This window comes from Holdemanella porci, assembly GCF_019052655.1.
Lineage (GTDB): Bacteria > Bacillota_I > Bacilli_A > Erysipelotrichales > Erysipelotrichaceae > Holdemanella > Holdemanella hominis.
Genome location: NZ_JAHQVB010000007.1, coordinates 17,138 through 40,890 on the forward strand (window position 1 = coordinate 17,138; position 23,753 = coordinate 40,890).

Genomic DNA, 23,753 nt, shown 5'->3' on the forward strand with positions numbered 1-23,753 from the left:
TAAAAATGGGTTTTTAATAGACAAATTTTCAAATGTGTAAATATTTATGAGCTATGGTCATTATTTTTATGCCATTTTGAGATATATGCCATATATGGTTTATATATTTATGAACCACGGTCATTTGTTGTAAAAAAGAAGATGTTTTCACACCTTCTTAGATTTCATTGGCAGCCTTATATCCTGTACGAATAGCACTTGCGATATCTGCTGTTCTTTCACCACTGCAGTCACCTACATAAGTAAATGGAACAGTTAACTTACTATCATCAAATACATTCCTTTTAGAACCTAATGCATTTACAATTGCATCCGCTGTAATTTCAACATTTGTTTCATCTTTTGTATTCACTACATAGATGACATTATCTTTAATTTCACTAACACGTGTATTCACAAATTTTTGAACATTGTGTTCTTTAAAATCAGCTTCCATCAATGGTAATACAGTTTCAGATTCTTGTGCTGCAATCTTATCCATCATTTCAACGATTGAAACTTCTAGCCCTTTACTTGCCAAATATTCAGCCGTTTCAGCACCTACTAAACCTCCGCCTAAGGCAACACATTTACCAGATACTTCTTGACCATTCAAGATATCCCAGCTGGATACAACATTTGAATTTTCTACCGACATAAGAAGATCCATATTGTGAGTACCAATTGCCAAGATCACATGATCAAATCCATTCAATTCATCCATTGTTGGTTCATGGTTTAATTGAATATCTACTTTATCGGACAAGAATTTTTCATAGTATTGAACAGAACGTAAGATTTCATCTTTCTTGGTGGAACTGAATCAATATTGATTTGTCCACCTAAACGATTTGATTTTTCAAATACAGTCACTGTATGTCCTCGTTTATAAGCTACACGAGCCGCTTCTAATCCGGCAAGACTAGCACCTACGATTGCGATATTCTTAGTTTCTGTACATGGTTGAATGAAGATTGTTTCTTCATCTCCATTTTCGTCATTTAAAACACAACTTAAGTAACGACGAGATTGGATGGCATCTACACAACCTTTATTACAGTTCAAGCATTCACGAATGCATTCACCATTTTCCACTTTATTGGCAATATCTGGATCTGTTAATAAACTTCTTCCATATCCAATGATATCTGCCGTCTTCAAGAATCTTTTCACCAGCTTCAACACTGACAACACGACCCACTGTTGCAACAGGACAAGAAACAACGGATTTCACTTTTTCACAAGCACCTAAAATCCAGTTATAAGGAACAGCACCCATAGGAGGAATTGTATCGCCCCTGTTTTCCTGTGTGGTTAGCTTAAGCCACTTGAATCATATCAATTCCTGCTGCATCTAACATTTTTGCGAATTCAGCCTCTTCATCTTCCAATAAATCACCTTTACCACGTAAAGATCCATCTGGATTAACTGTAATAATTGGAAGTTTATATTCGACCATCATTGATGGAGCCGCTTCTTTAATTGCTCGTAAAACTTCTAATGCAAACGCGTATGATTTTCTAAGCTACCACCATAATTATCTGTACGATGATTTAATAATGTTGAACATAATGAACCTATAAACGGTCACCATGAATTTCAATCGCATCAATACCTGCTTTTTGCGCTTTTCTAGCACATTGGGCAATACTATTTTTAATAGCTATTAATTGTTCAGCAATTGCTTCCGTCACAAAGTGCTGCATATCATGATGTAATTTTGCGTATGCACCCTTTGTCAATTCGTCACAGATTTTTTGTTGCTTTTAGCCTCTTCTAAATTATTGGCAGCCTTCGCTTTTACAGCCAATTAACCAGCAATACCAGCTTCCACAATCATTTTTCCTACGCCTTGAACATCATATTCTGGATGGAACAATTGTAAAGCTACTTTACAATCGTGTTCATGTAAGGCATCAGCTAATTTTTTATACATTTCAATTTGCGATTCATCATATAGTTTTGGTGTAGGATTTGCAGTACGAACAGGAGCCACATCGCCAATAACGATATAAAAACATCCACCTTGTGCAAGTCTTGTATAGAAAGCTAATGAACGAGGCTCAATCAATCCGACTCTTTCTTCACATCCTGTTGTCAAAGGGGGAAACATAATTCTATTTTTAAAAGTTAAGTTACCAACTTGAATTGGTTATAATAATTCACTTATCATAATTTCTGCTAGATATTTTTAGCAATTTCATGCGCATTTGTGATCGCATCTTTTAAAGTTCCCACTTTTTCACAATCCCCAATATAGTGTACATTTTCAGCTTCCACTTCCACTTTCTTAGGTGCATATCCTACAGCAAAAATTAAAGTATCCGCTTCTGTAATTTTGTGTTCAACACCCTCTTTTACGTAAGTAATAGATTCTTCATCCACATTTGTTACTTGTGCATTCAATTCGATGCGAACACCTTTCTGCATCAATCTTTGAGTCAATCTAGATTTTGCAGCTCCACCTTCACCAGGCATTAAGTTATTTGTCATTTCTAATAATGTAATTTTACGATTCATTGGGAATAAGTCATTGATTAATGGTGCTAAATAATCCGCTGTTTCACATCCAACACTTCCACCACCTAATACAACAATATTACGTCCTGGATATTTCTTTCCAGATAATACATCGTCTGCGGTCATACAATTTTTGAATACTTTGAATGGTGGAATTTCTTTGGGTGTAGCTCCACTTGAACATACGATTTCGTAATCTTTAAATTCATTTTCAAGCCTTTCTTTTGTGACTTCTGTATTTAAACGAATTTCAATACCTTCATGATCTAATCGACGAATCATAAATTTAATAACTTTACACAATTCTTGTTTCGCGATTGGAACAGCCGCAAGTCTTAATTGACCGCCAAGTTCATTCGATTTTTCACAAAGAACAACTTCGTGTCCACGTTTTTTGGCAACATATGCTGCTTCCATACCAGCAGGACCACCACCAATAACTAAAACTTTTTTCTTAGTTTCTGCAGGTGCAATCGTATCATCTTCCACGCTTGGATTTACTGTACATCCAATACGTTTACCCATCATGATTCCTGTTAAACAACGTCCACATCCAATACATGGACGAATATCGTCTACTTTACCTTCGAATGCTTTATTTGCGAATTCACTGTCACATAAGTTTGGACGTCCGATCATACACATATCACATTTTCCGTTTGCGATTAGTTCTTCAGCCATCCAAGGTTCGTTAATACGAGCAACTGTAGCGACTGGGATATTTACATGCTTTTTAATTTCTTCACTTGAGTGAGCGTGAGGTGCAGCACTTGTACCAGGAGCTGGCATACTTGATCCACGTTTGATTGTATTACCACCAGATACGTGAATAAAGTCAACTCCAGCTTTTTCTAATTGTTTACAAACATAGATCTGATCATTTAATGTCAATCCACCTTCACTATATTCATCACCACTAATACGAACATCGATAATGAAGTCATCTCCACAATACTTGCGAACAGATGCAATAACTTCTAAACATAAGCGTAAACGTCCATCAAGACTTCCACCATATTCGTCCGCACGTTTATTATATAAAGGTGTTAAGAAACCACCTAATAATCCATGAGCATGCGCACATTGAATTTCAACACCATCACCACCGGCAATCTGTACACGGTGAGCCGCTTGACCAAATTGATCAACAATTGTGTGTAATTCTTCAATGGTTGCTGGTCTTGGTGCACTTTGTGCATAGTAAGGACCTACACAACTTGGTGCAATTAATTGAGGTGTTCCTGGTACTGGGAATGCCATATAAGCTGGGTGAAACAATTGTGCCAAAATTTTAGTTCCATATTGGTGTACGCCATCCACCAATTTTTTCCATCCTGGAATAAAACTGTCATCATAAATTGACATATCTCCTGGAAGATATACATAAGTTGGTTCTACAGTTACAACTTCAGTAACGATAAGTCCAACTCCACCTTTTGCACGTGCAGAATAGTGTGCTACTAAATCATCTGTAACATATCCTTTATCGGCCATATTTGTTGAAATAGGTGGCATAAAAATACGGTTTTTTACTGTTGTCTTTCCAATTTCAATTGGTTCAAATAAATGTGGAAAATTATTCATTTTATAAACTCCTCCTCATAGATTCTTGTTATTTTACTCACAAATAGACGCAAAAAGCCTATCTCTTTTTTTGTATATTATTATGAATTAAAAAATAAAAAGAATGCGCTACCATCATTATAACGCATTTATTAACATAAAATTATCTATTTAATTAATTTGTAAACTTTTTTGGTTAGGTATCCTTAACAATGATTTAGTACAACATTTTATCATTGATTGTAACAATAGGTTCTAATTCACTGCCATCCATATTTGAATCTCTCATCATTGAAGTGCCAAGATTCTCTGAAATAAATTTCTAATAAATAAGAAAAGGACTTCAGTTTCATTTTCCTGAAATCCTTGCATGTTTTATTTACCATATCTACGATTTGGTTTGTCATCTGTAAAACGTTTCGATCTACGATCATCATCAAATCTTCGTCTAGGTTTGAAGTCGCCATCTTTTCGATCATCAAAACGTCTTCTTGGTTTATCATCCTCAAAACGGCGTTTTGGCTTGAAGTCTCCATCTTTTTTATCATCAAAACGACGTCTAGGTTTGAAATCTCCATCTCTTCTTGGTTTATAGTCACGATTTTTTCGATTATCAAAACGACGTCTAGGTTTATAGTCATCATTACGAACAAGTAGTGTAACACTTTCTACATGTGGAGTTTGACTAAACATATCGAGTGGTTGAATCTTGACAATACGATATTCTTTCTTTAATACGCCTAAATCTTTAGCCAAAGTAGCTGGGTTACAAGATACATAGATCATCGTTTTGATTTTTGATTTTAAAATAGTTTCCTTCATTGTATCATCCAAACCAGAACGAGGCGGATCCACAATCAATGTATCCACTTCTTTTTCTTGTACTAAATGTGCTAAGGCACTACCCGCATCTTCACAAATGAAAGATACATTGTCTGCATGATTTAACATCGCATTTTCATTGGCATTATCAACCGCATCCTGAATGGATTCAACACCAATGATTTCTTCAGCTTTATCTTTCACAAATAAACTGATAGCACCAATACCACTATAGGCTTCAACCGTAGTCTTTGATCTTGGCATCCAATCTTTAACCACATTATAAAGATTCACGGATTGTTTCGTGTTTAACTGGAAGAAAGATCTAGGAAGTAAAGATAATTGAATATCTTCTAATTGAAGATGCATCTTTTCTTCTCCCCAAATAAACCGCATATCCCCAAATACTTCACGCTTTGTTTCTGTTTTTACACTTTGCCAGATTGATACAACACCCTCTAGTTGAGTCACATCACGAATAAATTCTTCACTGATATCTTCTTTTCCCGTCACAAATATAATTTGAATCTTAGAATCAAATTCTTTCATCACCAATGTACGATAACCCGTTTTCTTTTTATCATCATACATCTTTAAATGATGCTCATTCATAATTTTTAAAACTTCCTGACGCGTTTGTTCCAACAATTTTGAATGCACATAACATCTTTTCATCTTTTGGAAATGGTTTGTATCACGCTCATACATTCCTGTATATAACTCCCCATATTCTTCACCAAAAGGAAGTTTGCAGCTATTACGATATGACAATGGCTCATGATTCTTTAAAATTGGTAAAATGCGACCATTATAATCCGCATACTTAATCAGCGTTTCTTTTAAATTACCCTCTTTCATCTTGCATTGTGCTGGATACTTTACATGCATCAAAGCACATCCACCACACTCTTTCCAAATTGGACAAAGTGGGTAGCGACGCTTTGAACTCTGTTCAACTAAACGAGTTAATTCTCCAACTAAATAAGTACCTTCATCACTTTTAATATCAAATTCAATAACTTCATCCGGAATGGCATTTTCAATAAATACTGGCTTTCCTTCATGGAACGCAATTCCCTCACCATTAATTCCCCATTTTTTTACTGTTGTTTTCATGTTTTTTATACACAGTTACGACAAACTCAAACGTAACCTCTAACCTTTCTAATTGTTTTACACGATCAAGTCCAGCTTGACTCGTTTTATATCGATATGGTGTCATTTCTAGTAAAGACCATACATCATCTACCATCTTTTTTTTCTGAATAATTTCCTGGTTTACCAATTCATATTGTTCTAGTATTTCAGGCATTTCATTTTCGTATGGTGTGTCATACAATACTTCTTTTAATTCAAAACAATGCTTAGGACCCGGACCTACTACGATCCAATATCCATTTTCTTTTAGTATACGATAGATTTCATCTTGGCCTAAAGGCACAAAAATACTTGTAACACAATCTATACTCTCATCTAAAAAAGGCATATCAAATAAACTCCCCACAATATATTGCGTATGTTTATCTTGTTTAGACGCATGAAGAATCGCTTCCTTACTCAAATCAATCCCATAACTATGTTCAAAGTTCGCCCCTATCTCTTTTGTATAGTAACCCTGACCACAACCAGCATCCAAATAAATAGATCCATTAGCCTTTCCCTTTACATATTGACGCATAAAATCATAATAATCTTTTTTAAAAAAATCGGTACGCGCTTTGACCATCAAAGCATTGTCCCCATGATTCTTTGTCTGTTTACGCGATAAGTTCACATAACCTTGTTTGGCACAATCAAACGAATGATTATTTTCGCATCGAAATGTTTTATTTTCTTTTATTAGTTTCTTTTTACACACCGGACATATCAACATAAAAAGATTATAACATAAAAGAAAAAGAGAAGCGCTATATTTCACTTCTCTTAGAATAAATCTTCTTCAACCTTAACTGGATGTACCCAAATATCTTCTGTATTATCTATACAATCTTGTACCATCTTGTCAAAATCCCATTTTGCCTCATATTTTTCACACTTATCCACACGAGGTTTAGTGACCGGATTCTTTGGTGTAAAAATCGTACAACAATCTTCATAAGGAAGAATACTTGTTTCATATGTTCCAATCTTTTTAGAAAGATCAATAATTTCAACTTTATCCATACAAACAACTGGACGAATAATCGGCATATTTGTGACATCATTGATTGCTAGCATACTCTCTAAAGTTTGACTTGCGACCTGTCCAATCGATTCACCTGTTGCGATAGCTTGAGCATGTCTTTTCTTAGCTAGGCCTGTCGCAATACGCATCATCATACGACGCATCAATGTGATTGCATAACTTTCATCCGCATTTTGATAGATTGCCAATTGAAGATCTGTAAATGGAACAACATGAACTAAAACATCACCTTGATAACCAGATACAAGTCTAGCTAGCTCCATTACTTTTTCTTGGGCATTTTGTGAAGTATATGGAGGTGAAGCATAGTGAATACATTCTATATGTACACCACGTTTCATCATTAAATAGCAGGCAACTGGAGAATCAATTCCACCACTTAATAAAACCATGGCCTTTCCACCAACACCAACTGGATATCCACCAGCACCTTGAATACGATCTGTCATAATGTAAGCTGCATCTTGATGTACTTCAACAACAATTTTTACATCCGGATTATGAACATCAACTTTCCAGTCACTGTTCTTTAAAATCTTAGTTGCAACCCTACGATTAATATCGTCTGAAATATATGGGAATAGTTTATCACTACGACGTGCAGCCACCTTAAATGTTTTTGGTGTTGTTAAATCTAAAGATTCATAACAAGCATCAATGATTTGATCTAAATCTGGTTCCACTTTAATAGCCAATGAAAATGAAGATATTCCAAAAACTTTAGCTAAAATATCACTAACCTGCTTAGAATCTTCATCATGAAGATAAATATACATACGGTCGTGCTGTTTCTCAAATTCTAATGTTGGGAATGCTTTTAAAGCTTTACGAACATTGTCATAAAGCGCCTTAATAAAGTTGTTACGGTTTTTTCCTTTTAAACTCAATTCGCCATAACGAATTAAGATATGATTATAACGATAAGCCATAATTCTCTATAATCTCCTTACATGTTTCTATAAAATATTTTGCCTCTTCCAAAGTATTCTCATTAGAAAAAGATAAACGAATTCCATGTGTCGCATCAAATTCTGACTTGTGCATAGCCAATAACACTTCAGAAGCATTCGTATTTTGTGATGAACAAGTACTTTTTGCGGATACACAAATTCCCTTTTGATCCAAAGCGTTCAATAAGACTTCACTTGTTATTTGATCAAATGAAATATTAAGAATATAAGGAATCGCATCTTTTGGCGAATGTACATGCGCACCATTGATTTTAGTTAATTCTTCACGCAAATATTGGTTGATTTTTAAAACATGATCATAAGCCTTTGATTGTTCCTCTAAAGCTAAACGAATTGTCTTTGCCAAAACAATATTCGCCGGTGCATTCTCTGTTCCACCACGAAGTCCTTGTTCCTGTTGTCCACCTTGAATAATTGGAACAAGTTGAATCTTCTTTTTCTTCATTAAAATGGCACTACCCTTTAGACCATGAATCTTATGTGCAGAGATCGTAGCCATATCTAGTTTTTCAAAAGGAATATCAATTTTTGAAAAACTCTGTACACAATCCACATGAAATACACACGTTGGATTTTGGTGTACAATTTTTTCTAGTTCTAAAATAGGATTGATAGCTCCCATTTCATTATTCACATGCATAACCGATACTAAAATTGTATCTTTACGCATATGAGATTTTAAGCATTCTGGTGTAACAATTCCATCTTCATTAATTGGAAGAAATTCAACTTCAAATCCAAAACGCTTCAAAAACTCCATCGCATGACGAACACTCGAATGCTCAACATTGCTTGTGAGTACATGATGACCTCGATGTTCATTGGCCAAGGCATATCCTACAATAGCTAAAGTGTTTGATTCACTAGCAGCTGATGTAAAGATAATTTCACTTGGATCTACATGAAGCATAGAAGCAATATTTGATCGACTTTTTTCCATGAGCGAACTTGCCTGGCGACCAGCCGCATGCAAACTATCTGGGTTGCCATAACAAGTTTCTAACACTTGCCCATAAACACGACGAACCTCTGTACGTACAGAGGTTGTCGAAGCATTATCAAAATAAATCATTACTGCACCTGGTTCATGACAGCAGGATCTTTTTGAGCTACTAACTTCTCATAAATTCCTGGGTGCATGTTTTCGATTGCTTGAATCGCAATCTTAAGTGCACGAGTATATTCTCCATTTTGGAAACATAACTCAGCACGAGTTAAATCCGAATCCATTTGTGCATGCGTACTACGGAAACGGTTACCAAACACAATCGCATTTTCTACCATAACAGCAACACCGACTAAATTGTTTGCGTTATTGTATAACTTATATACAAAGTCGATGGCATCCTGCAAATCTGCATTTAATGTTTGTACATCTAATGGTGAGTGATCCAACACTACACGAACACGTTGAATCAAGCGTTCGCCTTCTTTTAAATCTGCAGAAAATTGAGATGAGATACTAGGCAAATGACGTGTTACTGTATTTAAACGTACTTCATTTAAAATCAATTGTAATTTTGTCAATTGTTTTTTAGCACGTGATTCATCACTGCTTGCTCCCACTAACATCTCTTTCATATCCTTGACTTGATCGTGGAATTCATTAACATCTTCTGAAAATTTACGATAACCATGAACTACATCTACGCTAGGACGTTGATTTTGTTTCAATTCTTTTTGAATTTCATCACGACGATTTGATAAATCTTCCATTTGGATTTGTGCCAAAGAGAAGCGGTGTGTCCAATCTTCTAGACCAAAACGATCTTTAATATTGGCATAAAGCGCCATAATTTCCTCAAGTTCCTGACCAATGACATTAACTAGATCTAAATTAGATTGAAGACTTACATGGATTTCATCATAAGCTTCTTTTTCATTCGTTACATCATCTTGTAATGCTAGAATGTGATCTCCAATGATTTCCAAGTTTTCTTGTGCCATTTCAAATTCACCTGCATCCAATTGATCAATTGAACTAGACAAAGCACTTTGAATGGTTGTTAATTTTTCTTCTGGTTCTAAATAAGATAAGTCGATATCTTTTTCCTGTAATTCCTTAATGTGCAAACGAACTTCGTTGATTGCACGAGGCAATACATTTTTGGCCTTTTCATATAGTCCAGGGAAGGCTGCAATTTTAGAGCTAATCTCATCCACCATTTTTGAGATTTTTTCTTGTTCTTCCTTTGCCTTGTTAAATTCTGAAGCAAACATCCACTCTTCAAAATTAGAGAATTCATTTTCAATTTCCTCTAAGCATGAATCTACATAATTAACAGATCCATAAAATGAAGAACGATTATCTTGGTAAACAGTTTTCACATTGCGAAAACGCTCTTTTAAAGCATTTGCCGATTCACGAACCTCTGTTTCACGAGCCAAGACATGATCTAATGACTGAGTAACAATACGAATTCTTTCTTTTGTCTCATCCATCATTGTTTCTAAATCGTCCATAGCTCGCATAGATTTACGAAGACGATGTCTAGAAACATAATCATCTGCTTCATTAAACAAATCATCACAAGCACTTAAGTTTTTTTGACAAGTATCATATTTTGGAGTCAAGCCTTTCACTTTATCCATGATATCATCATTCACTCTTGCGAATGCCGATGCTTTGTTGAATTTGTAGGCCAAGGAATTGTTACGAATTTCATTCATTTCGATCTCAAGATCTGAAAGTCGTTTCGACGCCTTTTTACGTTTGATCATACGCATAATGATCCAAATCAAAATCAAGACTAGAATTGCTATACAAAGATAGATAATTACAGTCACAGAAAGTTGATTTCGAATGAACGCGTATACTGATCGAAAGAAATTCAAAACACTATCCATAGTGGTACCTCCTTGCAAACCATTCTTATTATAGCAAAACTTCAAAATCATTGCATCATTTTCTTGATTTTATTAATATTCTTTGATATGATACATAAGCATAAATTGATAGCAGCATACAAAGTTAAAGGATATGCGTTGCAGCCTTATTAAGCGATATGAGTAAGCTAATAGCTGATAGCGGAAAGTATCATTGTCAACACAGCCTTTAAAGATTTGTACTGTTATTGTTTTGTGAATGATATAAAACAATAGGAGGAAAAATTATGTCAAGAAACACAGGAAGCGTTTGGAAGAAGTCACGCCGCCTTGGATTCTCAGTATTAGAAACTGGTGAAGAATTAACTCGTCGTAACACAATTCCAGGACAACACGGAAATGCTCGTCGTCCAAAATTAACAAACTACGGTATCCAATTACAGGAAAAACAAAGAATTCGTCACACTTACCAATTAAGTGAAAAACAATTCTACAACACTTACTTAAAAGCAAGTAAAAAAGCTGGTTCTGCTGGTGAAAACTTCTTAGTAATGTTGGAATCTCGTTTAGATAACATCGTTTATCGTATGGGATTTGCACGTACTCGTCGTGCTAGCCGTCAGTTAGTAAACCACGGACACGTATTAGTAGATGGTAAGAAAGTAGATATCCCTAGTTTCCAAGTAAAACCAGGACAAGTTATCGAAATTCGTGAACGCGCTAAAAACTTAAGCGTAATCAACGAAGCTTTAGAAGCTGCAACAGCAACTGTTGATTTTGTTGAAGTAAACAAAGATGCTAAGAAAGGTACTTATGTTCGTTACCCAGAACGTAAAGAACTATTCACAGCTCAAGAAATCAACGAATTGTTAGTAGTAGAATTCTACAACCGTTAATCTTAGGCATAGAACAAGAAAGAAGCGAATTGATCGCTTCTTTTTTTGTGGATGTGTTTTCTTAATTCATGTATTTTATCTGTTGATCAACGTAGAAAATCAACTTTTTCAGCTACAAAGCCATAGTTTAGATATACCCTGTCATCCTTCTGGTATTTACGCGAATGAATACGACCATTAATTCCCACATAGTCTCCAATCTTACACGAAGCACTTACAGTTTCTGCGAGACCTCGCCATACTTCAACGATTACATCATCACTTTCATAAACACCTTCTGAATTTGGAAAATTACGCTGTACCCGAATTGGAAGCTCACAAGTTTTTAATCCATTGCTTGTCTCCTTTAACATTGGCATGTCCGTAATTTTTCCCACGATACTAAACGCATTCATAATTGATTATCCTCCTTCAATTCTGACCACCATATTTATCACCATCCTTCTTCAATGGTATTCTACAAATATGTCACATATAAAACAAACGACCTATCTTATCTATAGGCCGTCTTTTTATGCGTTTTACATGCGTTTTTCCCCTCTAATTTGCTAAAAAAAACACAAATTAGATCAGATAGAGTCATTCGGAAGAATTTTTGTCACACAAGAATGTGAGAAATCCAAATTCTTAATATAGGCATGTACTTGCTCAATTTCCATATTTTGAATGCTATTTAAATTTTCAATATAGTCATACTCCTCAAAGTGACTTCGAAGTAAATCATTGGCCAAGCCATCAAAATGATCTAAGCCACGCAAATTATTCGCGATTGCCTGTGCATGCAACGACTGATAGTCTTCATCAGAAATCGACTTATTCTGTACAAGCTCATTTACAAGTTCAATAAAGGCATTTGGATTTACTGTTTGAGCATAAAACAAGATATAACTATGATCCAAAGTAAAGTCCGCTTCTGCGCCTACAAACTGTGTAAAGATTCTTTGATCTAGCCATTCCTGAAAATTAGGATTTAAAGGACCCATGATAGAATCTAACCACATATTCACCGCAAAGTCTTTTTCGAATGCTTCTTCCTTTGTCTTGCAAGCATCCATCTTATAGCCAACACATACAAATGGCTGATGAATATCCATATAATCGACATACTCTTTGCGATTTACTTCCTTTGGCTCTTCCTTAAAGACACGCTCAATCTTTTTATTTAACTTACTCAAAACATCTTTTTGACATTCCTTGATCCAATCCATGATTTCATTTGTATCTTTTCCAGTTACACCCACAAGACACAATTTACTAGGATCATAATTTAATGCATAAAATTGTTTTAAATCCTCCATGCTCATATCTTGAATATCTTCTTTTGAACCGAGTACATCAACTTTCATTGGATGATATTGAAATAAAGAAATCAAAGTTTCCTTAAAAAGACGTTGTTCAGGCGATTGTTGATACATATCATATTCACTAAGAATAATCCCCTTTTCTTTTTCAATCGTTTCATTTGTCACATCTAAATTTTCGACAAAATCCAATAAAAGTTTTAATGACTTTTTCACATCCGCCGTAGTCGAAAAATAAAATGCCGTTTCTGTATAAGAAGTATATGCATTTGTAGAACACTGTAAGTTCGCAAATAAATCACTTACATCTTCTCCATCCAAATAAAACATTTGATGCTCTAAATAGTGCGCAATTCCACTCTTATGTCTAATCACTTGCCCATCTACGCTTTGATCAATATCAAACCCTCCTACTTTAGCTCCTAAAAGAAATAGTGATTTTTGATAATCCGGTTTATGAACAAGAATCACCTGTAAACCATTTGACAATGTTTCCTTTTTAATATCCAAATTATAATTCATTTTCTTTCTCCGCAACAATGGCCACTGAAGCCAAATTCAATCGTAAGGCAACACGTGAAATATCTTCCTTTGTCACCTTCATAATTCTCTCAATTCTTTGCTCAGGCGTGAGCTGGCGATGTAAAAGATCATCTAAAAAAGCTTGTGAAATCAAAGATTGAGCATGATCTAATCCACTAATAATACGGTCCTTATAGTCCATCTTTGCGATTTCTAAATATCGATCATCATAATCCATGTTCAATAATCGATCTATTTGTGTTTCTATCAAATTTAATACTTTTGTGACATCCTTACGATTCACACCCGTATGAATTAACAAAGCTCCATCAAAGCGAATAATAGAAGAGCTTATAGAATAACAAAGACTATTCTTTTCACGAATTTCATCAAACATTAAATTCTTCTGGCTTTGCCCCAAAATACTATTTAAAATTAGTTCAGCCTCATAATCCGAACTTGAAATATCAACACCTGTCGAATAGACTTGCGAAATACAAGTTTGCGCAATATCCTTTTCAAAGGTTTTATAGCTTGTTTCTACGCGAGGAAGCAATGTTCTTTCCGATATAAAAGCACAATGCGAATCTAAACTATCAATATAATCATACAATTCATCCGTTACATAACCACAGATATAGAAGTGTTTTGCCATATCCATATATAATGTATAGGCTTTTTTCACATCCTCTAAAGTAAGTGTCGCTAAATCTTTTAAACTTCCCTGCACAGGAATTGAAATAGAATGTTTAGCATGTGCCATCTCAAAGGCATACATACAAGACAAGCTGGCCGGATCATCCATTTGTGCCAACAATCTATTTTTTAACAAATACACTGACTCCTTAAAGTTTTCCTCATCCAATACAGAATGAAACAGAACTTCATCCATAATATCTTTAATTTTATCTAAATAGCTTCTATCTTCAATCCAGTCTGGACGGACAAACTGAAAACGAACATCGAGTTGAACAAGATCTCCATAAGATGTTAAACCATAAGACACCTTTGTTCCATAAGCACGATTTAAGGTAGAAGCTAATTTTTGTTTCGAATTCATTTTCTGCGTTTTCGCCTTCATCATATACACAAGCACGTTTAAAGCACTAATTGTATTTCGATGAAAAGGCATCATGGTTTTACAAGAAACATAAACATCACTAAATTTTTGCGTTTGTATATAGTTCATAAGTAAACCTCCTTGAAAATATATTAATAATTCTACCACAAAAACAAAAAAAAAGGCTAGAATTCAATCTAGCCTACGTGAACGTATCCAATTAATGCCTTGTCACAAGAAACGCTTGATACAACAGTCTGGCTTCCGTACCATCCACCATGAACTGCTTGTCCGTTTCCAATGTAAATAGCAACATGTCCTGAATAAACAATAATGTCACCTGCAACTGGACTTGATGTGATTGTACCAAGACTCAAATAGTCTTCTGGCCAACCGTGGAAATTAATTCCAACAGCTCTCAAAGCATTAGTAACTAACATTGTACAATCTTGTGTAGTTCCTACTTGTGCTAATGCAGCAGCAGCGATTGCTGAACTGTTCACACTTGGGGTTGGAGCTACATAATCTTTAGCTGGAGCATCAGGAGTCGATGGCTGTGCTGGCGCTTGTGTTGTAGTTGTTGTTGTGCTTTGAGCTGGAGCACTTTGAGTAGTTGTTTGTGCTGGAGCCTGAGCCTGAGTCGTTGTATCTTGAGTTGGAGTTGTTTCCTCAGAAGGGGTTACTTCAGTCGCAACACCATTTTCATCAATCTTATATCCATCTTTTTCGGCATTTTTAATCAAATCACCATTTTCATCGAACGCATATTTAGTACCTTCGATTTCAACGATTTGATTCTTAGTTACTTCACCGTTTTCCGCATAATACAATTTTTGACCGTTGATCTCTTGCCATCCTGTACGGAAAGTACCGTCTTCTTGAGTGAAATATGTTTTTCCGTCTACATCAAATTGACCTATAGCCATCTTTCCATCTTCACCAAAGAAATACTTCTGGCCATCGATTTCCTGCCATCCTGTTACACAATTTCCATCGGCATCAAAATAATATTTCGAACCATTTTCTTCAACCCAGTTTGTTGAAGTTTTGTTACCTTTTTCATCGTAGTATGATTTACCATCATTACTCCAACCATGAAGAAGGACACCTTCTTTTTGGAAATTATACTCACTACCCTGAATTGTCACAGAACCTCTTGCAGCAGTTCCGTCTTGTTGGAAATAGTAAGTTTCATCTGAAACAGTCTGCCATCCAAACTGCATTTCTCCTTTATTATTGAAATAATAAAGTTCCTTATCGATTTTTGTTAAACCAGTAGCTGTCTGACGATTTGATTTTAAAACATAATAACGATCTGCGCCTTCACCATGCCATCCTGGTTGAACTTCCTTGGCATACATTGTCGAAACAATTGGTCCAGAAGTCAATAGACATAGGCTTACGGCTAAAATTTTACTGTGCTTTTCGATAAAATTCATCATATCACCTCTTCGTTACAACACCTGAAGTTTAACAAGATTTAAATTTTGTTGCAAATTTTCGCAAAAAAATTATTTACACTTTTTAGTAATTAATTTCTTAAATATTTCTTAATACACTTTATATAAAGTATCTAAATATAAATTATGGTAAATTATGTGATTTTATAAAAAATTGTACATAATTTATAAAATGTATAACGTTGTCTACAAATCGTGAACAAATCTATCCTGTTCTAAGATTATTCGTATCAATCCTAAAAGCCATAAAAGAATCACTATACCGACAAGAATTAAGCCGCCTATTGAAAGCCATTTTAAGCAATTTATTACCAAATATACACTTGCAGAATTCATACCTTTTACAAGCCAAATAGAACACCAAACGTATTTAAATCCATTTAAAATTATAATAATTCGATATTTTTGAGCCAAAATCAAAAATCCTACAATCCCCATTATGTCTATCAGTTTTATACAACTAACAACACCAGCAATATTCAATGATGGATTTGAAATCACATAATATATGATACGTATCAAAACACTCGATTCATAGTTGGATAAGTGGGCCTGCAAATTGAACAAACTTTCATAATCAGTTATAAAAAATAATTTAGAAAATAATATTAACTGCCAAATATTCTGCCATAACCAGTATATGGTTATAAATACAATAAAAATAAAGATTCGCTTTTCAAACGAATCTACATAACGATCAATCAACTTTAAGATTTTCAAGCCAATCCTCTCCCTTAAGTTCTTCATGTGTACTTAGTCCTGGATAATCAAGTTGGCGTAGTACTTCATAAACGATAATGGCAGCACAATTGGACAAATTCAAACTTCTCGCATTTGCGACCATAGGCAAGCGCATGCAAGTATCTAAATGATGTTGAAGGATTTTTTTATCAACTCCCGTACTTTCTTTTCCAAGCACAAGATATACATCGCCTTCTTCTTTCGTAAAATCAAATTCACTTGGTGCTTTTTTACCATAACGAGTCATAAAATAATAGTGTTCACTTGGATTTTCAGCCACAAACGCATCCCAATCTTTATGAATGTGGATATCCGCATCCTTAATATAATCCATTCCTGAACGACGCAAATGCTTTTCATCCAAAGAAAAACCCAATGGTTCAATTAAATGTAAACGCGAACCTGTAGCCATACAAGTTCGAATGATATTTCCTGTATTCTGAGGAATCTCAGGTTCATACAATACTACATGCAACATATTATTTACTCCAATCCTTTAAAAATTTCTCAAGTGCTACTCCTCTATGAGATACACTATTTTTCTTTTCTTCACTCACATTGGCAAGTGTTGTCTTAAATTCAGGATAATAGAAGATTGGATCATATCCAAAACCATTTGTTCCAACCATTTCATCATGAATCAAACCTTCACACTCTCCACGATATACATATTCTTTTCCATTTTCATTAATATAGGCAATGACACACACATAGCGAGCCGTACGCGTTTTTCCCTTTACCTGATCTATAATATATTGATTCTTGATATCATAGCTTGTGTCTTCACCTAAAAAACGAGCTGAATACACACCTGGCTTCTTATCCATCGCATCTACTTCCAAACCAGAATCATCGCTGATTACAGGTTCATGAAGTTCATTAAATAAAGTACGAGCTTTAATTAGCGCATTCTCTTCAAATGTTGTACCATCTTCTACAATATCAATTTTATGATCCAGATCTTTTAAGCATTTAACTTGGCAATCCTTCAACATCGTCTGAAACTCTTCAACTTTATGAGCATTGCTCGTTGCTATCCAAATTGTTTTTTTCATTTTTTATCACCGATATATATTATAGAAAGAAAAAATGGGGTTTTCAACAAGAGTTGTGCTAAATTGAACCTCTCCGCATCGAAGTGACGACTGTTCTTAGATTGCATTAAAAAAACAAGTACAGTATCCATATGTGTATTGTGTGGTGTATATGTTCTAATCTTGCCAATCAGAAACGATATTGGCAACCAATGAAAACACAAGTTCTGTTGCGATGTCGATTTTCTCAGGTATTTTTAATCTAGATATTGGATTAAGAATTTTTATTGGAGGATAAACCATTAACCTTCTCAACATTCAATCCATCGGATATATTGCAGGTGCAATCACATAATCTTTTATATATGCCGACGCTAATATATGATAGAATAAATGGGTTGGAGGAATTTATGGAATACAAGAACGACAATAAATTTTATTTTGAAATTGAAAAAAGAATTCCTGGTCATTTAGGAAGAGCCGGAATTATACATACACCCCATGGAGACATCAAGACCCCTGCATTCATGTGTGTTGGAACACATGGTGAAGTTCGCTTTGTTTCTATGGAAGAATTAAAAAGTATTAATGCCCAAGCCATGTTGAGTAATGGATATCATTTACGAAACATTTCCCCAGAAATTGCTGAAAATGGAGGTTTATCCGCATGGTCAAAATGGAACGGTCCAACTTTAACGGATTCCGGTGGCTTTCAAGTGATGTCTTTAGGTTCTGGCTGCGGAAAAGTTGTCAGCATGAAACGTGAAGACAATATGAAGAATACCGAAGAAGAAAAACGTTTGGCCCACGTAACCGAAGATGGAGTACACTTTCACGATCCATTTACAGGGCAAGAAGATTTTATTGGTCCAGAAGAAAGTATGCAAATTCAATGTCGCATTGGAGCCGATATTCATATGGCTTATGATGAATTAACTTCTTTAGCCGATACATACGAATATAACGTTGAATCCTTGGCAAGAACTGAACGTTGGGCAAAGAGAAGTCTTGATGAACATAAGAAACATTGTGATGATTTAGGCTACCACCAATCTTTATATGGTGTCATTCAAGGTGGGCGTTGGGAAGATCTAAGAAGATCAACTTGTAAAAAGTACGCTCAAATGGATTTTGATGGTTATGGATTAGGTGGTGCTTTCCTTAAAGAAACGCTAGGTGATATCTTAACTTGGTGTAACGAAGAACTCCCTGAAAATAAACCAAGACACTTATTAGGATTGTCTCATCCAGATGATATCTTGATTGGTACAGAAAATGGTGCCGACACATTCGATTGTGTAGCTCCTACTAGAGAGGCAAGACATGGAAGATTGTATACAATGCATGGTCCTATCAATTTATCAAAATATAGAGATAGCGATGAAATCATTGATGAAGGTTGCGATTGTCCTACTTGTCTTTCTCATATCACACTTGGTGAATTAAGAAGACTATGGAAATCGCAAGACCGCACGGAATCCGCAAAGTATTTCGAACTTGCTTCTATACATAATCTTCGCTTTATCATCCGTTTAACTGAACAAGCTCGACAAGCTATTTTAGATGGAACATTTAAAGAATTCAAAGAATCTTTCTTAAATTCATACTACAAGAACAAGTAAATGCTTGTTCTTTTTTTGAAAAAAGAGAAATCAAACGATTCCTCTTAAATAAAATCTTGGCAAGATACCAATAAATCAATTTTCTTCCATTGTGTTTCCTCATCAATGCAGTTACCTTCTTCAACAGAGGCAAATCCACATTGTGGAGAAAGTGCAATATTATCACCGACTACAGCTTTAGCTTGTTCATAACGTGCCTTAATCGCATCATGCTCTTCTAATTCTTTACGCTTTGTAGAAATCAAGCCAGCTACAAATGTACGGCCAGTACCTTTTAAAACAGCCCATGGATCAAAGGTTCCACTACGAGCATCATCATATTCTACAAAATATCCATCGTATGGAATGCTCGCAACAGACTTGGCAATCGTATCATAGAATCCATGGAACAATGGATTTCCTTTGAAGTTTCCTTTACAGAAGTGTGTTGCGATCTGCATGTCTTCTGGACGATTTTCTAAAGCCTTAGTACTTACACGTACAAACCAATCTAACACTTGTGCTTTTGTATAACCCAATCCTTCTACTTTTGATACAAATGTATCATCAATCATATAGGTCCATGAAGTATCATCAATTTGAATATAGCGACATCCATGATTGTAAAAATCACGAATAGCTGCCTGATATGCCAATCCAATATCATCAATGACTGCTTCAATATCTGTTCCATAGTATGGCGTATCTTTGATACCTAACTGTAAAAAATGATCAATCAAAATCATGTTTGGTCCAGAAATACACTTCTTAGCTTCTACACCATATTTACTTGCCTCATTCTTCAAGAAATCCCATGCGTACATTTCTTTATGTGCTTTATTTGGATCATAAGAAATCTTACCTTCAATCATACCTAATTCAATATGATTGTTTCTTCCATTAATAAATTTATCCAAATGTTTTGTCGTAAAACCACCAAATTCTTTTAACCAATCTAAATGCCACCAGCGACGACGGAATTCTCCATCTGTCACAAACTTCAATCCATGTTGTACTTCCTTCGCAACTAATTTTGCGATTTGTTCATCCTCTACATCACGCAATTGTTCATATGTGATTTCATTATTATTAAATTTAGCACGGGTCTCTTTAATTTCCTGTGGTCTTAAAAAAGATCCTACAATATCATATTTAATATTCAACATAAGTAATTTTCCTCCAACGTCATCATTTTATCATTTCTAGTTAATTATTGATAATATTTAATAATATACGCCCGTTATAACTTTTATCTATAATAAAAAAGAAAAGAATGTGATAAAATAATTTCTATGAACACAAAATCATATATACTCAACCAATTTCAAACATACCCACAACTAGAACTACAGGATTTAATGAAATTTTTATACCAAAGCAGTTTTGGTTGTGAACACTTACTTTCAAATCCTGATACAGTTAAAAAACAGATCCAACAAGAACTCGACACAAAACTAGATACATGTAATTCCATTGAATATCTAGATGGAAATTATGTTCGTCTTCATTTAAATTATGGATTGAGCGTAAATACACTGAGTACTTTATTTATTTTATCAAGTCAACAAGAAAAAAACGGCAAGGAACAGCTCGAAGAAAAGCTTCAAATCCTTATCGATATGATTTCCAATCAAGAACTTCCATTTTCTTTAAACAACGCTAAGGTAACTCTTTTAAAATGGAAAGAAGATGGATATCCTGCCATTCATCATTCCAATACATTCAATCAATTGTACCATCCATCTTATCGCTTAATACATAAAAAGTACGTTCCTTTCTTAAAACTATTTAAGCATATCGACAACAAGCATCCTTCTATTATTTCAATCGACGGACGTTGTGCTTCGGGTAAGACTACACTTTCAAATCTTTTAAAACAAATATATGACTGTAACGTATTTAAAATGGATGACTTTTTCTTACAACCCCATCAAAGGACAAAGGAAAGGCTTGAAAGTCCTGGAGAAAATGTAGACCATGAGCGCTTTGAACAAGAGGTCTTGATTCCACTATCAAAACATGAAGATATAAAGCTGCATAAATTCAATTGTTCAACTTTGTCAATACAATCTGCTCACTTAATTCCATATAAATCATTTAATGTCATTGAAGGTTCTTATTCGATGCACTCAGATCTTCAAAAATATTATTCGTATTCTGTTTTCTTAACCGTGAGTAAAGAAGAACAACTTTCAAGACTTGAAAAAAGGAACCCGAATATGTTGAACAATTTTATTCAACGATGGATTCCTTTAGAAGAACTTTATTTTAAAACTTTTTCAATCCAAGACATATGTGACATAAAAATAGATACATCAAAGGCCTAAATCATCAGGCCTTATTTACATTATTCAACTTGTTCATCTTCCATACTAACAATACGACCTTCTCTTTGTCCAAGATCATATTTTTCACGGTACTCAGCCAATGTTGTTTTATAATCGTCACCTTCAATCGCATATACTCTGGAATCGTGAATATGAATATCTGTATCTTTTTCACGAATCTTAATCAAAGCCACCATACTACTTGCACAGTGTGTGGCGATACGGTTTAAACTATTTAATAAATCATTGAATACTGTACCTTCTTCAAGACCACAGTTTCCTTGTGATAAACGTTCAACGTGACACAATTTCATTTCATCACAAAGTCCACGAATGACAATTCCTAATGGAGATACGCGTCGAGCCAAAGCTAAATCATCTTCTAAATAAGCATGATATGTCATATTCATTGATTCACGAACGGCCTCCACAACAAGGTTTAACTCATCCATAGCGGCATTTGACATTTCCATACGATTTTCATTGATACTCTTTGACATCTCGGCAATATCTGCAGCGTGATCCCCAATTCTTTCAAAGTCACTAATTGTATGAAGATATAAAGAAGCTTGTCGAGTTTGCTCTGTATTTAATGCTTGTTTTGTCAGCTGCATTAAATAAGAGCCTAAACGTGCTTCATATTTATCAATCAAATTTTCTTTACGATGTACTTTATCATATTTTTCTGGTTTAAACTCATTTATCAAGTTCATTGAACGATTCACGTTATTACGCACCTTTTTAGCCATACCATTCATGACACGATGACATTGTGCAATCGCCAAAGCAGGATACGGAATCAAACGTTCTTCTAGTAAATCAAAGTCAGCTTGTTCTTCTAGATCTTCTGGACTGTCTTTGACAATACGCATCAATAATTTTTCAATTTGGGGAATAAACCAGAATAAAACTAATACATTTCCACAACGAATAGCTGTATTCATTAATGCGATATTTACTGGAGACATAACTTCATTCACAAAGCTATACTGCATAAATATATTTGAACCATAGAATAGAATTGACCAGATAATCATACCAAATAAGTCGTTGATCAAATATTCTAATGCGGTACGTTTACCATTTTTATTTGCGCTTAAGGCAGAAATCAACACAGGACATGCAGCACCAATACCAATTCCTAAGTTAATTGGAAAGGCTGCCGCAAATGTCAATGAGCCTGTCATAGATAGTGCTTGTAAGATACCAACCGCTGCACTAGCACTTTGTAAAACAGCAGTAAACAAAATACCTACTAGAATACCCATTACTGGATTTGAGAACATTGTAAGCATACTAATGAATGTTTCGTTTGTTCTTAAAGGAGAAACGGCTCCGCTCATTTGTTGCATACCTGTCATTAAAATCGCAAAACCAAGCATGATATTTCCAACATTTTTATGTGTAGTACGTTTTCCAAATGTCTTTAAACAAATACCAATAAACGCAAACAACGTTGTGATCGTAACTGTTGAAAATAAGCTTGCGATCCCACTAGAACCACCTACATAAGATAAACACAATATCCAACCGGTAATACTTGTACCAATATTAGCACCCATGATAATACCGATAGCTTGTCTTAGTTTCATCATACCTGAGTTAACAAAACCAATGACCATTACTGTCGTAGCACTACTAGACTGAATAACAGAAGTAACACCTGCACCTAAGGCAACACCTTTTAAGCTTGTGTTTGTCATCTTGTACAAGAATGCTTCTAACTTGTTACCGGCTACGCTTTTTAGCCCATCGCCCATTAATGACATACCGAACAAAAATAACGCAATGCCTCCTAATAGGGATAAGACCATTGTAACTATTTCCATCTTGAACTCCTTTATAAAATGAATATTTAATTTTCAATTTTTACGCAAATTGCAACGTCTTTATTATGCAATAAAAACAATGTCAAAACAATATTAAATTTGTGTTAATTTTCTG

At 34.8% G+C, this 23,753-nt stretch carries 24 protein-coding genes; 3 read left to right on the forward strand and 21 right to left on the reverse strand.

Features of this window, described 5'->3' with window-relative positions; genetic code table 11:
• Nucleotides 1-157: 157 nt before the first annotated feature.
• From KTQ83_RS02495 to KTQ83_RS02550, 12 genes are all read right to left on the reverse strand, one after another.
• Nucleotides 158-745: an FAD-dependent oxidoreductase gene (locus KTQ83_RS02495; protein ID WP_217255999.1), complete on the reverse strand. Its 588-nt coding sequence runs from the start codon at nt 743-745 to the stop codon at nt 158-160.
• Complete coding sequence (locus KTQ83_RS02500) at nt 730-1,140, reverse strand: NAD(P)-binding protein (protein WP_217256000.1); 411 nt, start codon at nt 1,138-1,140, stop codon at nt 730-732. Before KTQ83_RS02500 ends, KTQ83_RS02495 begins: the two co-directional genes overlap by 16 nt.
• Entirely contained in the window at nt 1,076-1,258 is a 183-nt protein-coding gene (locus KTQ83_RS02505; protein WP_217256001.1) for a hypothetical protein, read from the reverse strand. The genes KTQ83_RS02500 and KTQ83_RS02505 overlap by 65 nt, the downstream gene beginning before the upstream one ends.
• A 40-nt stretch (nt 1,259-1,298) precedes the next feature.
• On the reverse strand, nt 1,299-1,439 hold the full coding sequence (locus KTQ83_RS02510) for a hypothetical protein (RefSeq protein ID WP_217285019.1): 141 nt from the start codon (nt 1,437-1,439) through the stop codon (nt 1,299-1,301).
• A 118-nt stretch (nt 1,440-1,557) separates the two neighbouring features.
• Nucleotides 1,558-1,722: a hypothetical protein gene (locus KTQ83_RS02515; RefSeq protein ID WP_186998312.1), complete on the reverse strand. Its 165-nt coding sequence runs from the start codon at nt 1,720-1,722 to the stop codon at nt 1,558-1,560.
• A gap of 68 nt (nt 1,723-1,790) precedes the next feature.
• The gene (locus KTQ83_RS02520; protein ID WP_244975736.1) at nt 1,791-2,093 is read right to left on the reverse strand and encodes an oxidoreductase; all 303 of its coding nucleotides are present in this window, start codon (nt 2,091-2,093) and stop codon (nt 1,791-1,793) included.
• Between the two features lie 68 nt (nt 2,094-2,161).
• Entirely contained in the window at nt 2,162-4,084 is a 1,923-nt protein-coding gene (locus KTQ83_RS02525) for an oxidoreductase (RefSeq protein ID WP_186998313.1), read from the reverse strand.
• A gap of 354 nt (nt 4,085-4,438) precedes the next feature.
• Nucleotides 4,439-6,001: a 23S rRNA (uracil(1939)-C(5))-methyltransferase RlmD gene (gene rlmD, locus KTQ83_RS02530; protein ID WP_244975737.1), complete on the reverse strand. Its 1,563-nt coding sequence runs from the start codon at nt 5,999-6,001 to the stop codon at nt 4,439-4,441.
• Entirely contained in the window at nt 5,970-6,758 is a 789-nt protein-coding gene (locus KTQ83_RS02535; protein WP_217256003.1) for a putative RNA methyltransferase, read from the reverse strand. Before KTQ83_RS02535 ends, rlmD begins: the two co-directional genes overlap by 32 nt.
• A gap of 50 nt (nt 6,759-6,808) precedes the next feature.
• Nucleotides 6,809-7,999, reverse strand: a complete 1,191-nt coding sequence (gene thiI, locus KTQ83_RS02540; RefSeq protein ID WP_117923944.1) for a tRNA uracil 4-sulfurtransferase ThiI — start codon at nt 7,997-7,999, stop codon at nt 6,809-6,811.
• On the reverse strand, nt 7,983-9,113 hold the full coding sequence (locus KTQ83_RS02545) for a cysteine desulfurase family protein (protein WP_117923942.1): 1,131 nt from the start codon (nt 9,111-9,113) through the stop codon (nt 7,983-7,985). The genes thiI and KTQ83_RS02545 overlap by 17 nt, the downstream gene beginning before the upstream one ends.
• Nucleotides 9,113-10,888, reverse strand: coding sequence for a septation ring formation regulator EzrA (locus KTQ83_RS02550; protein WP_244975738.1), 1,776 nt, complete (start codon nt 10,886-10,888; stop codon nt 9,113-9,115). Before KTQ83_RS02550 ends, KTQ83_RS02545 begins: the two co-directional genes overlap by 1 nt.
• A gap of 266 nt (nt 10,889-11,154) precedes the next feature.
• Here KTQ83_RS02550 and rpsD point away from each other — a divergent pair, with 266 nt between their 5' ends.
• Nucleotides 11,155-11,763 (forward strand): 30S ribosomal protein S4, encoded by a 609-nt coding sequence (gene rpsD, locus KTQ83_RS02555; protein WP_117570841.1) that lies wholly within the window; start codon nt 11,155-11,157, stop codon nt 11,761-11,763.
• 86 nt (nt 11,764-11,849) lie between these two features.
• Here rpsD and KTQ83_RS02560 read toward each other — a convergent pair whose 3' ends face one another.
• From KTQ83_RS02560 to rdgB, 7 genes are all read right to left on the reverse strand, one after another.
• Nucleotides 11,850-12,158, reverse strand: a complete 309-nt coding sequence (locus KTQ83_RS02560; RefSeq protein WP_117923939.1) for a single-stranded DNA-binding protein — start codon at nt 12,156-12,158, stop codon at nt 11,850-11,852.
• A 174-nt stretch (nt 12,159-12,332) separates the two neighbouring features.
• Nucleotides 12,333-13,586 (reverse strand): EF-P 5-aminopentanol modification-associated protein YfmH, encoded by a 1,254-nt coding sequence (gene yfmH / locus KTQ83_RS02565; RefSeq protein WP_217256005.1) that lies wholly within the window; start codon nt 13,584-13,586, stop codon nt 12,333-12,335.
• Complete coding sequence (locus KTQ83_RS02570) at nt 13,576-14,775, reverse strand: M16 family metallopeptidase (RefSeq protein ID WP_217256006.1); 1,200 nt, start codon at nt 14,773-14,775, stop codon at nt 13,576-13,578. Before KTQ83_RS02570 ends, yfmH begins: the two co-directional genes overlap by 11 nt.
• Nucleotides 14,776-14,843: 68 nt before the next feature.
• The gene (locus KTQ83_RS02575; RefSeq protein WP_244975739.1) at nt 14,844-16,085 is read right to left on the reverse strand and encodes an NlpC/P60 family protein; all 1,242 of its coding nucleotides are present in this window, start codon (nt 16,083-16,085) and stop codon (nt 14,844-14,846) included.
• Between the two features lie 207 nt (nt 16,086-16,292).
• A complete protein-coding gene (locus tag KTQ83_RS02580) occupies nt 16,293-16,826 on the reverse strand; it encodes a hypothetical protein (protein ID WP_217256008.1) in 534 nt (177 codons plus the stop codon).
• Nucleotides 16,804-17,325 carry a tRNA (cytidine(34)-2'-O)-methyltransferase gene (locus KTQ83_RS02585; protein ID WP_117923929.1) on the reverse strand — a complete coding sequence of 174 codons (522 nt, stop codon included), beginning with the start codon at nt 17,323-17,325 and terminating at the stop codon, nt 16,804-16,806. The genes KTQ83_RS02580 and KTQ83_RS02585 overlap by 23 nt, the downstream gene beginning before the upstream one ends.
• Before the next feature lies 1 nt (nt 17,326).
• Nucleotides 17,327-17,902: an RdgB/HAM1 family non-canonical purine NTP pyrophosphatase gene (gene rdgB, locus KTQ83_RS02590; RefSeq protein WP_186998323.1), complete on the reverse strand. Its 576-nt coding sequence runs from the start codon at nt 17,900-17,902 to the stop codon at nt 17,327-17,329.
• Between the two features lie 389 nt (nt 17,903-18,291).
• Between rdgB and tgt the strand changes: the two genes are divergently transcribed.
• Entirely contained in the window at nt 18,292-19,503 is a 1,212-nt protein-coding gene (tgt, locus tag KTQ83_RS02595) for a tRNA guanosine(34) transglycosylase Tgt (RefSeq protein WP_186998324.1), read from the forward strand.
• A 44-nt stretch (nt 19,504-19,547) separates the two neighbouring features.
• Here the strand turns inward: tgt and KTQ83_RS02600 are convergent, their stop codons facing one another.
• Nucleotides 19,548-20,648 (reverse strand): uroporphyrinogen decarboxylase/cobalamine-independent methonine synthase family protein, encoded by a 1,101-nt coding sequence (locus KTQ83_RS02600; RefSeq protein ID WP_217256009.1) that lies wholly within the window; start codon nt 20,646-20,648, stop codon nt 19,548-19,550.
• Between the two features lie 126 nt (nt 20,649-20,774).
• Between KTQ83_RS02600 and KTQ83_RS02605 the strand changes: the two genes are divergently transcribed.
• Nucleotides 20,775-21,809, forward strand: coding sequence for a nucleoside/nucleotide kinase family protein (locus tag KTQ83_RS02605; RefSeq protein WP_217256010.1), 1,035 nt, complete (start codon nt 20,775-20,777; stop codon nt 21,807-21,809).
• A 20-nt stretch (nt 21,810-21,829) separates the two neighbouring features.
• On the opposite strand, the gene KTQ83_RS02610 is transcribed toward KTQ83_RS02605, so the two are convergent.
• On the reverse strand, nt 21,830-23,638 hold the full coding sequence (locus KTQ83_RS02610; protein ID WP_217256011.1) for a Na/Pi cotransporter family protein: 1,809 nt from the start codon (nt 23,636-23,638) through the stop codon (nt 21,830-21,832).
• Between the last annotated feature and the right edge of the window lie 115 nt (nt 23,639-23,753).

Excerpts from the sequence above, each read along its gene's own strand:
- KTQ83_RS02575 (WP_244975739.1), bottom strand. The coding sequence starts at position 16,085 with ATGAATTTTATCGAAAAGCACAGTAAAATTTTAGCCGTAAGCCTATGT.
- yfmH (WP_217256005.1), bottom strand. The coding sequence starts at position 13,586 with ATGAATTATAATTTGGATATTAAAAAGGAAACATTGTCAAATGGTTTA.
- tgt (WP_186998324.1), top strand. The coding sequence starts at position 18,292 with ATGGAATACAAGAACGACAATAAATTTTATTTTGAAATTGAAAAAAGA.
- KTQ83_RS02570 (WP_217256006.1), bottom strand. The coding sequence starts at position 14,775 with ATGAACTATATACAAACGCAAAAATTTAGTGATGTTTATGTTTCTTGT.
- rdgB (WP_186998323.1), bottom strand. The coding sequence starts at position 17,902 with ATGAAAAAAACAATTTGGATAGCAACGAGCAATGCTCATAAAGTTGAA.
- KTQ83_RS02535 (WP_217256003.1), bottom strand. The coding sequence starts at position 6,758 with ATGTTGATATGTCCGGTGTGTAAAAAGAAACTAATAAAAGAAAATAAA.
- rpsD (WP_117570841.1), top strand. The coding sequence starts at position 11,155 with ATGTCAAGAAACACAGGAAGCGTTTGGAAGAAGTCACGCCGCCTTGGA.
- KTQ83_RS02610 (WP_217256011.1), bottom strand. The coding sequence starts at position 23,638 with ATGGAAATAGTTACAATGGTCTTATCCCTATTAGGAGGCATTGCGTTA.
- KTQ83_RS02545 (WP_117923942.1), bottom strand. The coding sequence starts at position 9,113 with ATGATTTATTTTGATAATGCTTCGACAACCTCTGTACGTACAGAGGTT.
- KTQ83_RS02510 (WP_217285019.1), bottom strand. The coding sequence starts at position 1,439 with ATGGTCGAATATAAACTTCCAATTATTACAGTTAATCCAGATGGATCT.
- KTQ83_RS02550 (WP_244975738.1), bottom strand. The coding sequence starts at position 10,888 with ATGGATAGTGTTTTGAATTTCTTTCGATCAGTATACGCGTTCATTCGA.
- KTQ83_RS02560 (WP_117923939.1), bottom strand. The coding sequence starts at position 12,158 with ATGAATGCGTTTAGTATCGTGGGAAAAATTACGGACATGCCAATGTTA.
- KTQ83_RS02600 (WP_217256009.1), bottom strand. The coding sequence starts at position 20,648 with ATGTTGAATATTAAATATGATATTGTAGGATCTTTTTTAAGACCACAG.
- KTQ83_RS02605 (WP_217256010.1), top strand. The coding sequence starts at position 20,775 with ATGAACACAAAATCATATATACTCAACCAATTTCAAACATACCCACAA.
- KTQ83_RS02505 (WP_217256001.1), bottom strand. The coding sequence starts at position 1,258 with ATGGGTGCTGTTCCTTATAACTGGATTTTAGGTGCTTGTGAAAAAGTG.
- KTQ83_RS02585 (WP_117923929.1), bottom strand. The coding sequence starts at position 17,325 with ATGTTGCATGTAGTATTGTATGAACCTGAGATTCCTCAGAATACAGGA.
- rlmD (WP_244975737.1), bottom strand. The coding sequence starts at position 6,001 with ATGAAAACAACAGTAAAAAAATGGGGAATTAATGGTGAGGGAATTGCG.
- KTQ83_RS02520 (WP_244975736.1), bottom strand. The coding sequence starts at position 2,093 with ATGTTTCCCCCTTTGACAACAGGATGTGAAGAAAGAGTCGGATTGATT.
- KTQ83_RS02525 (WP_186998313.1), bottom strand. The coding sequence starts at position 4,084 with ATGAATAATTTTCCACATTTATTTGAACCAATTGAAATTGGAAAGACA.
- thiI (WP_117923944.1), bottom strand. The coding sequence starts at position 7,999 with ATGGCTTATCGTTATAATCATATCTTAATTCGTTATGGCGAATTGAGT.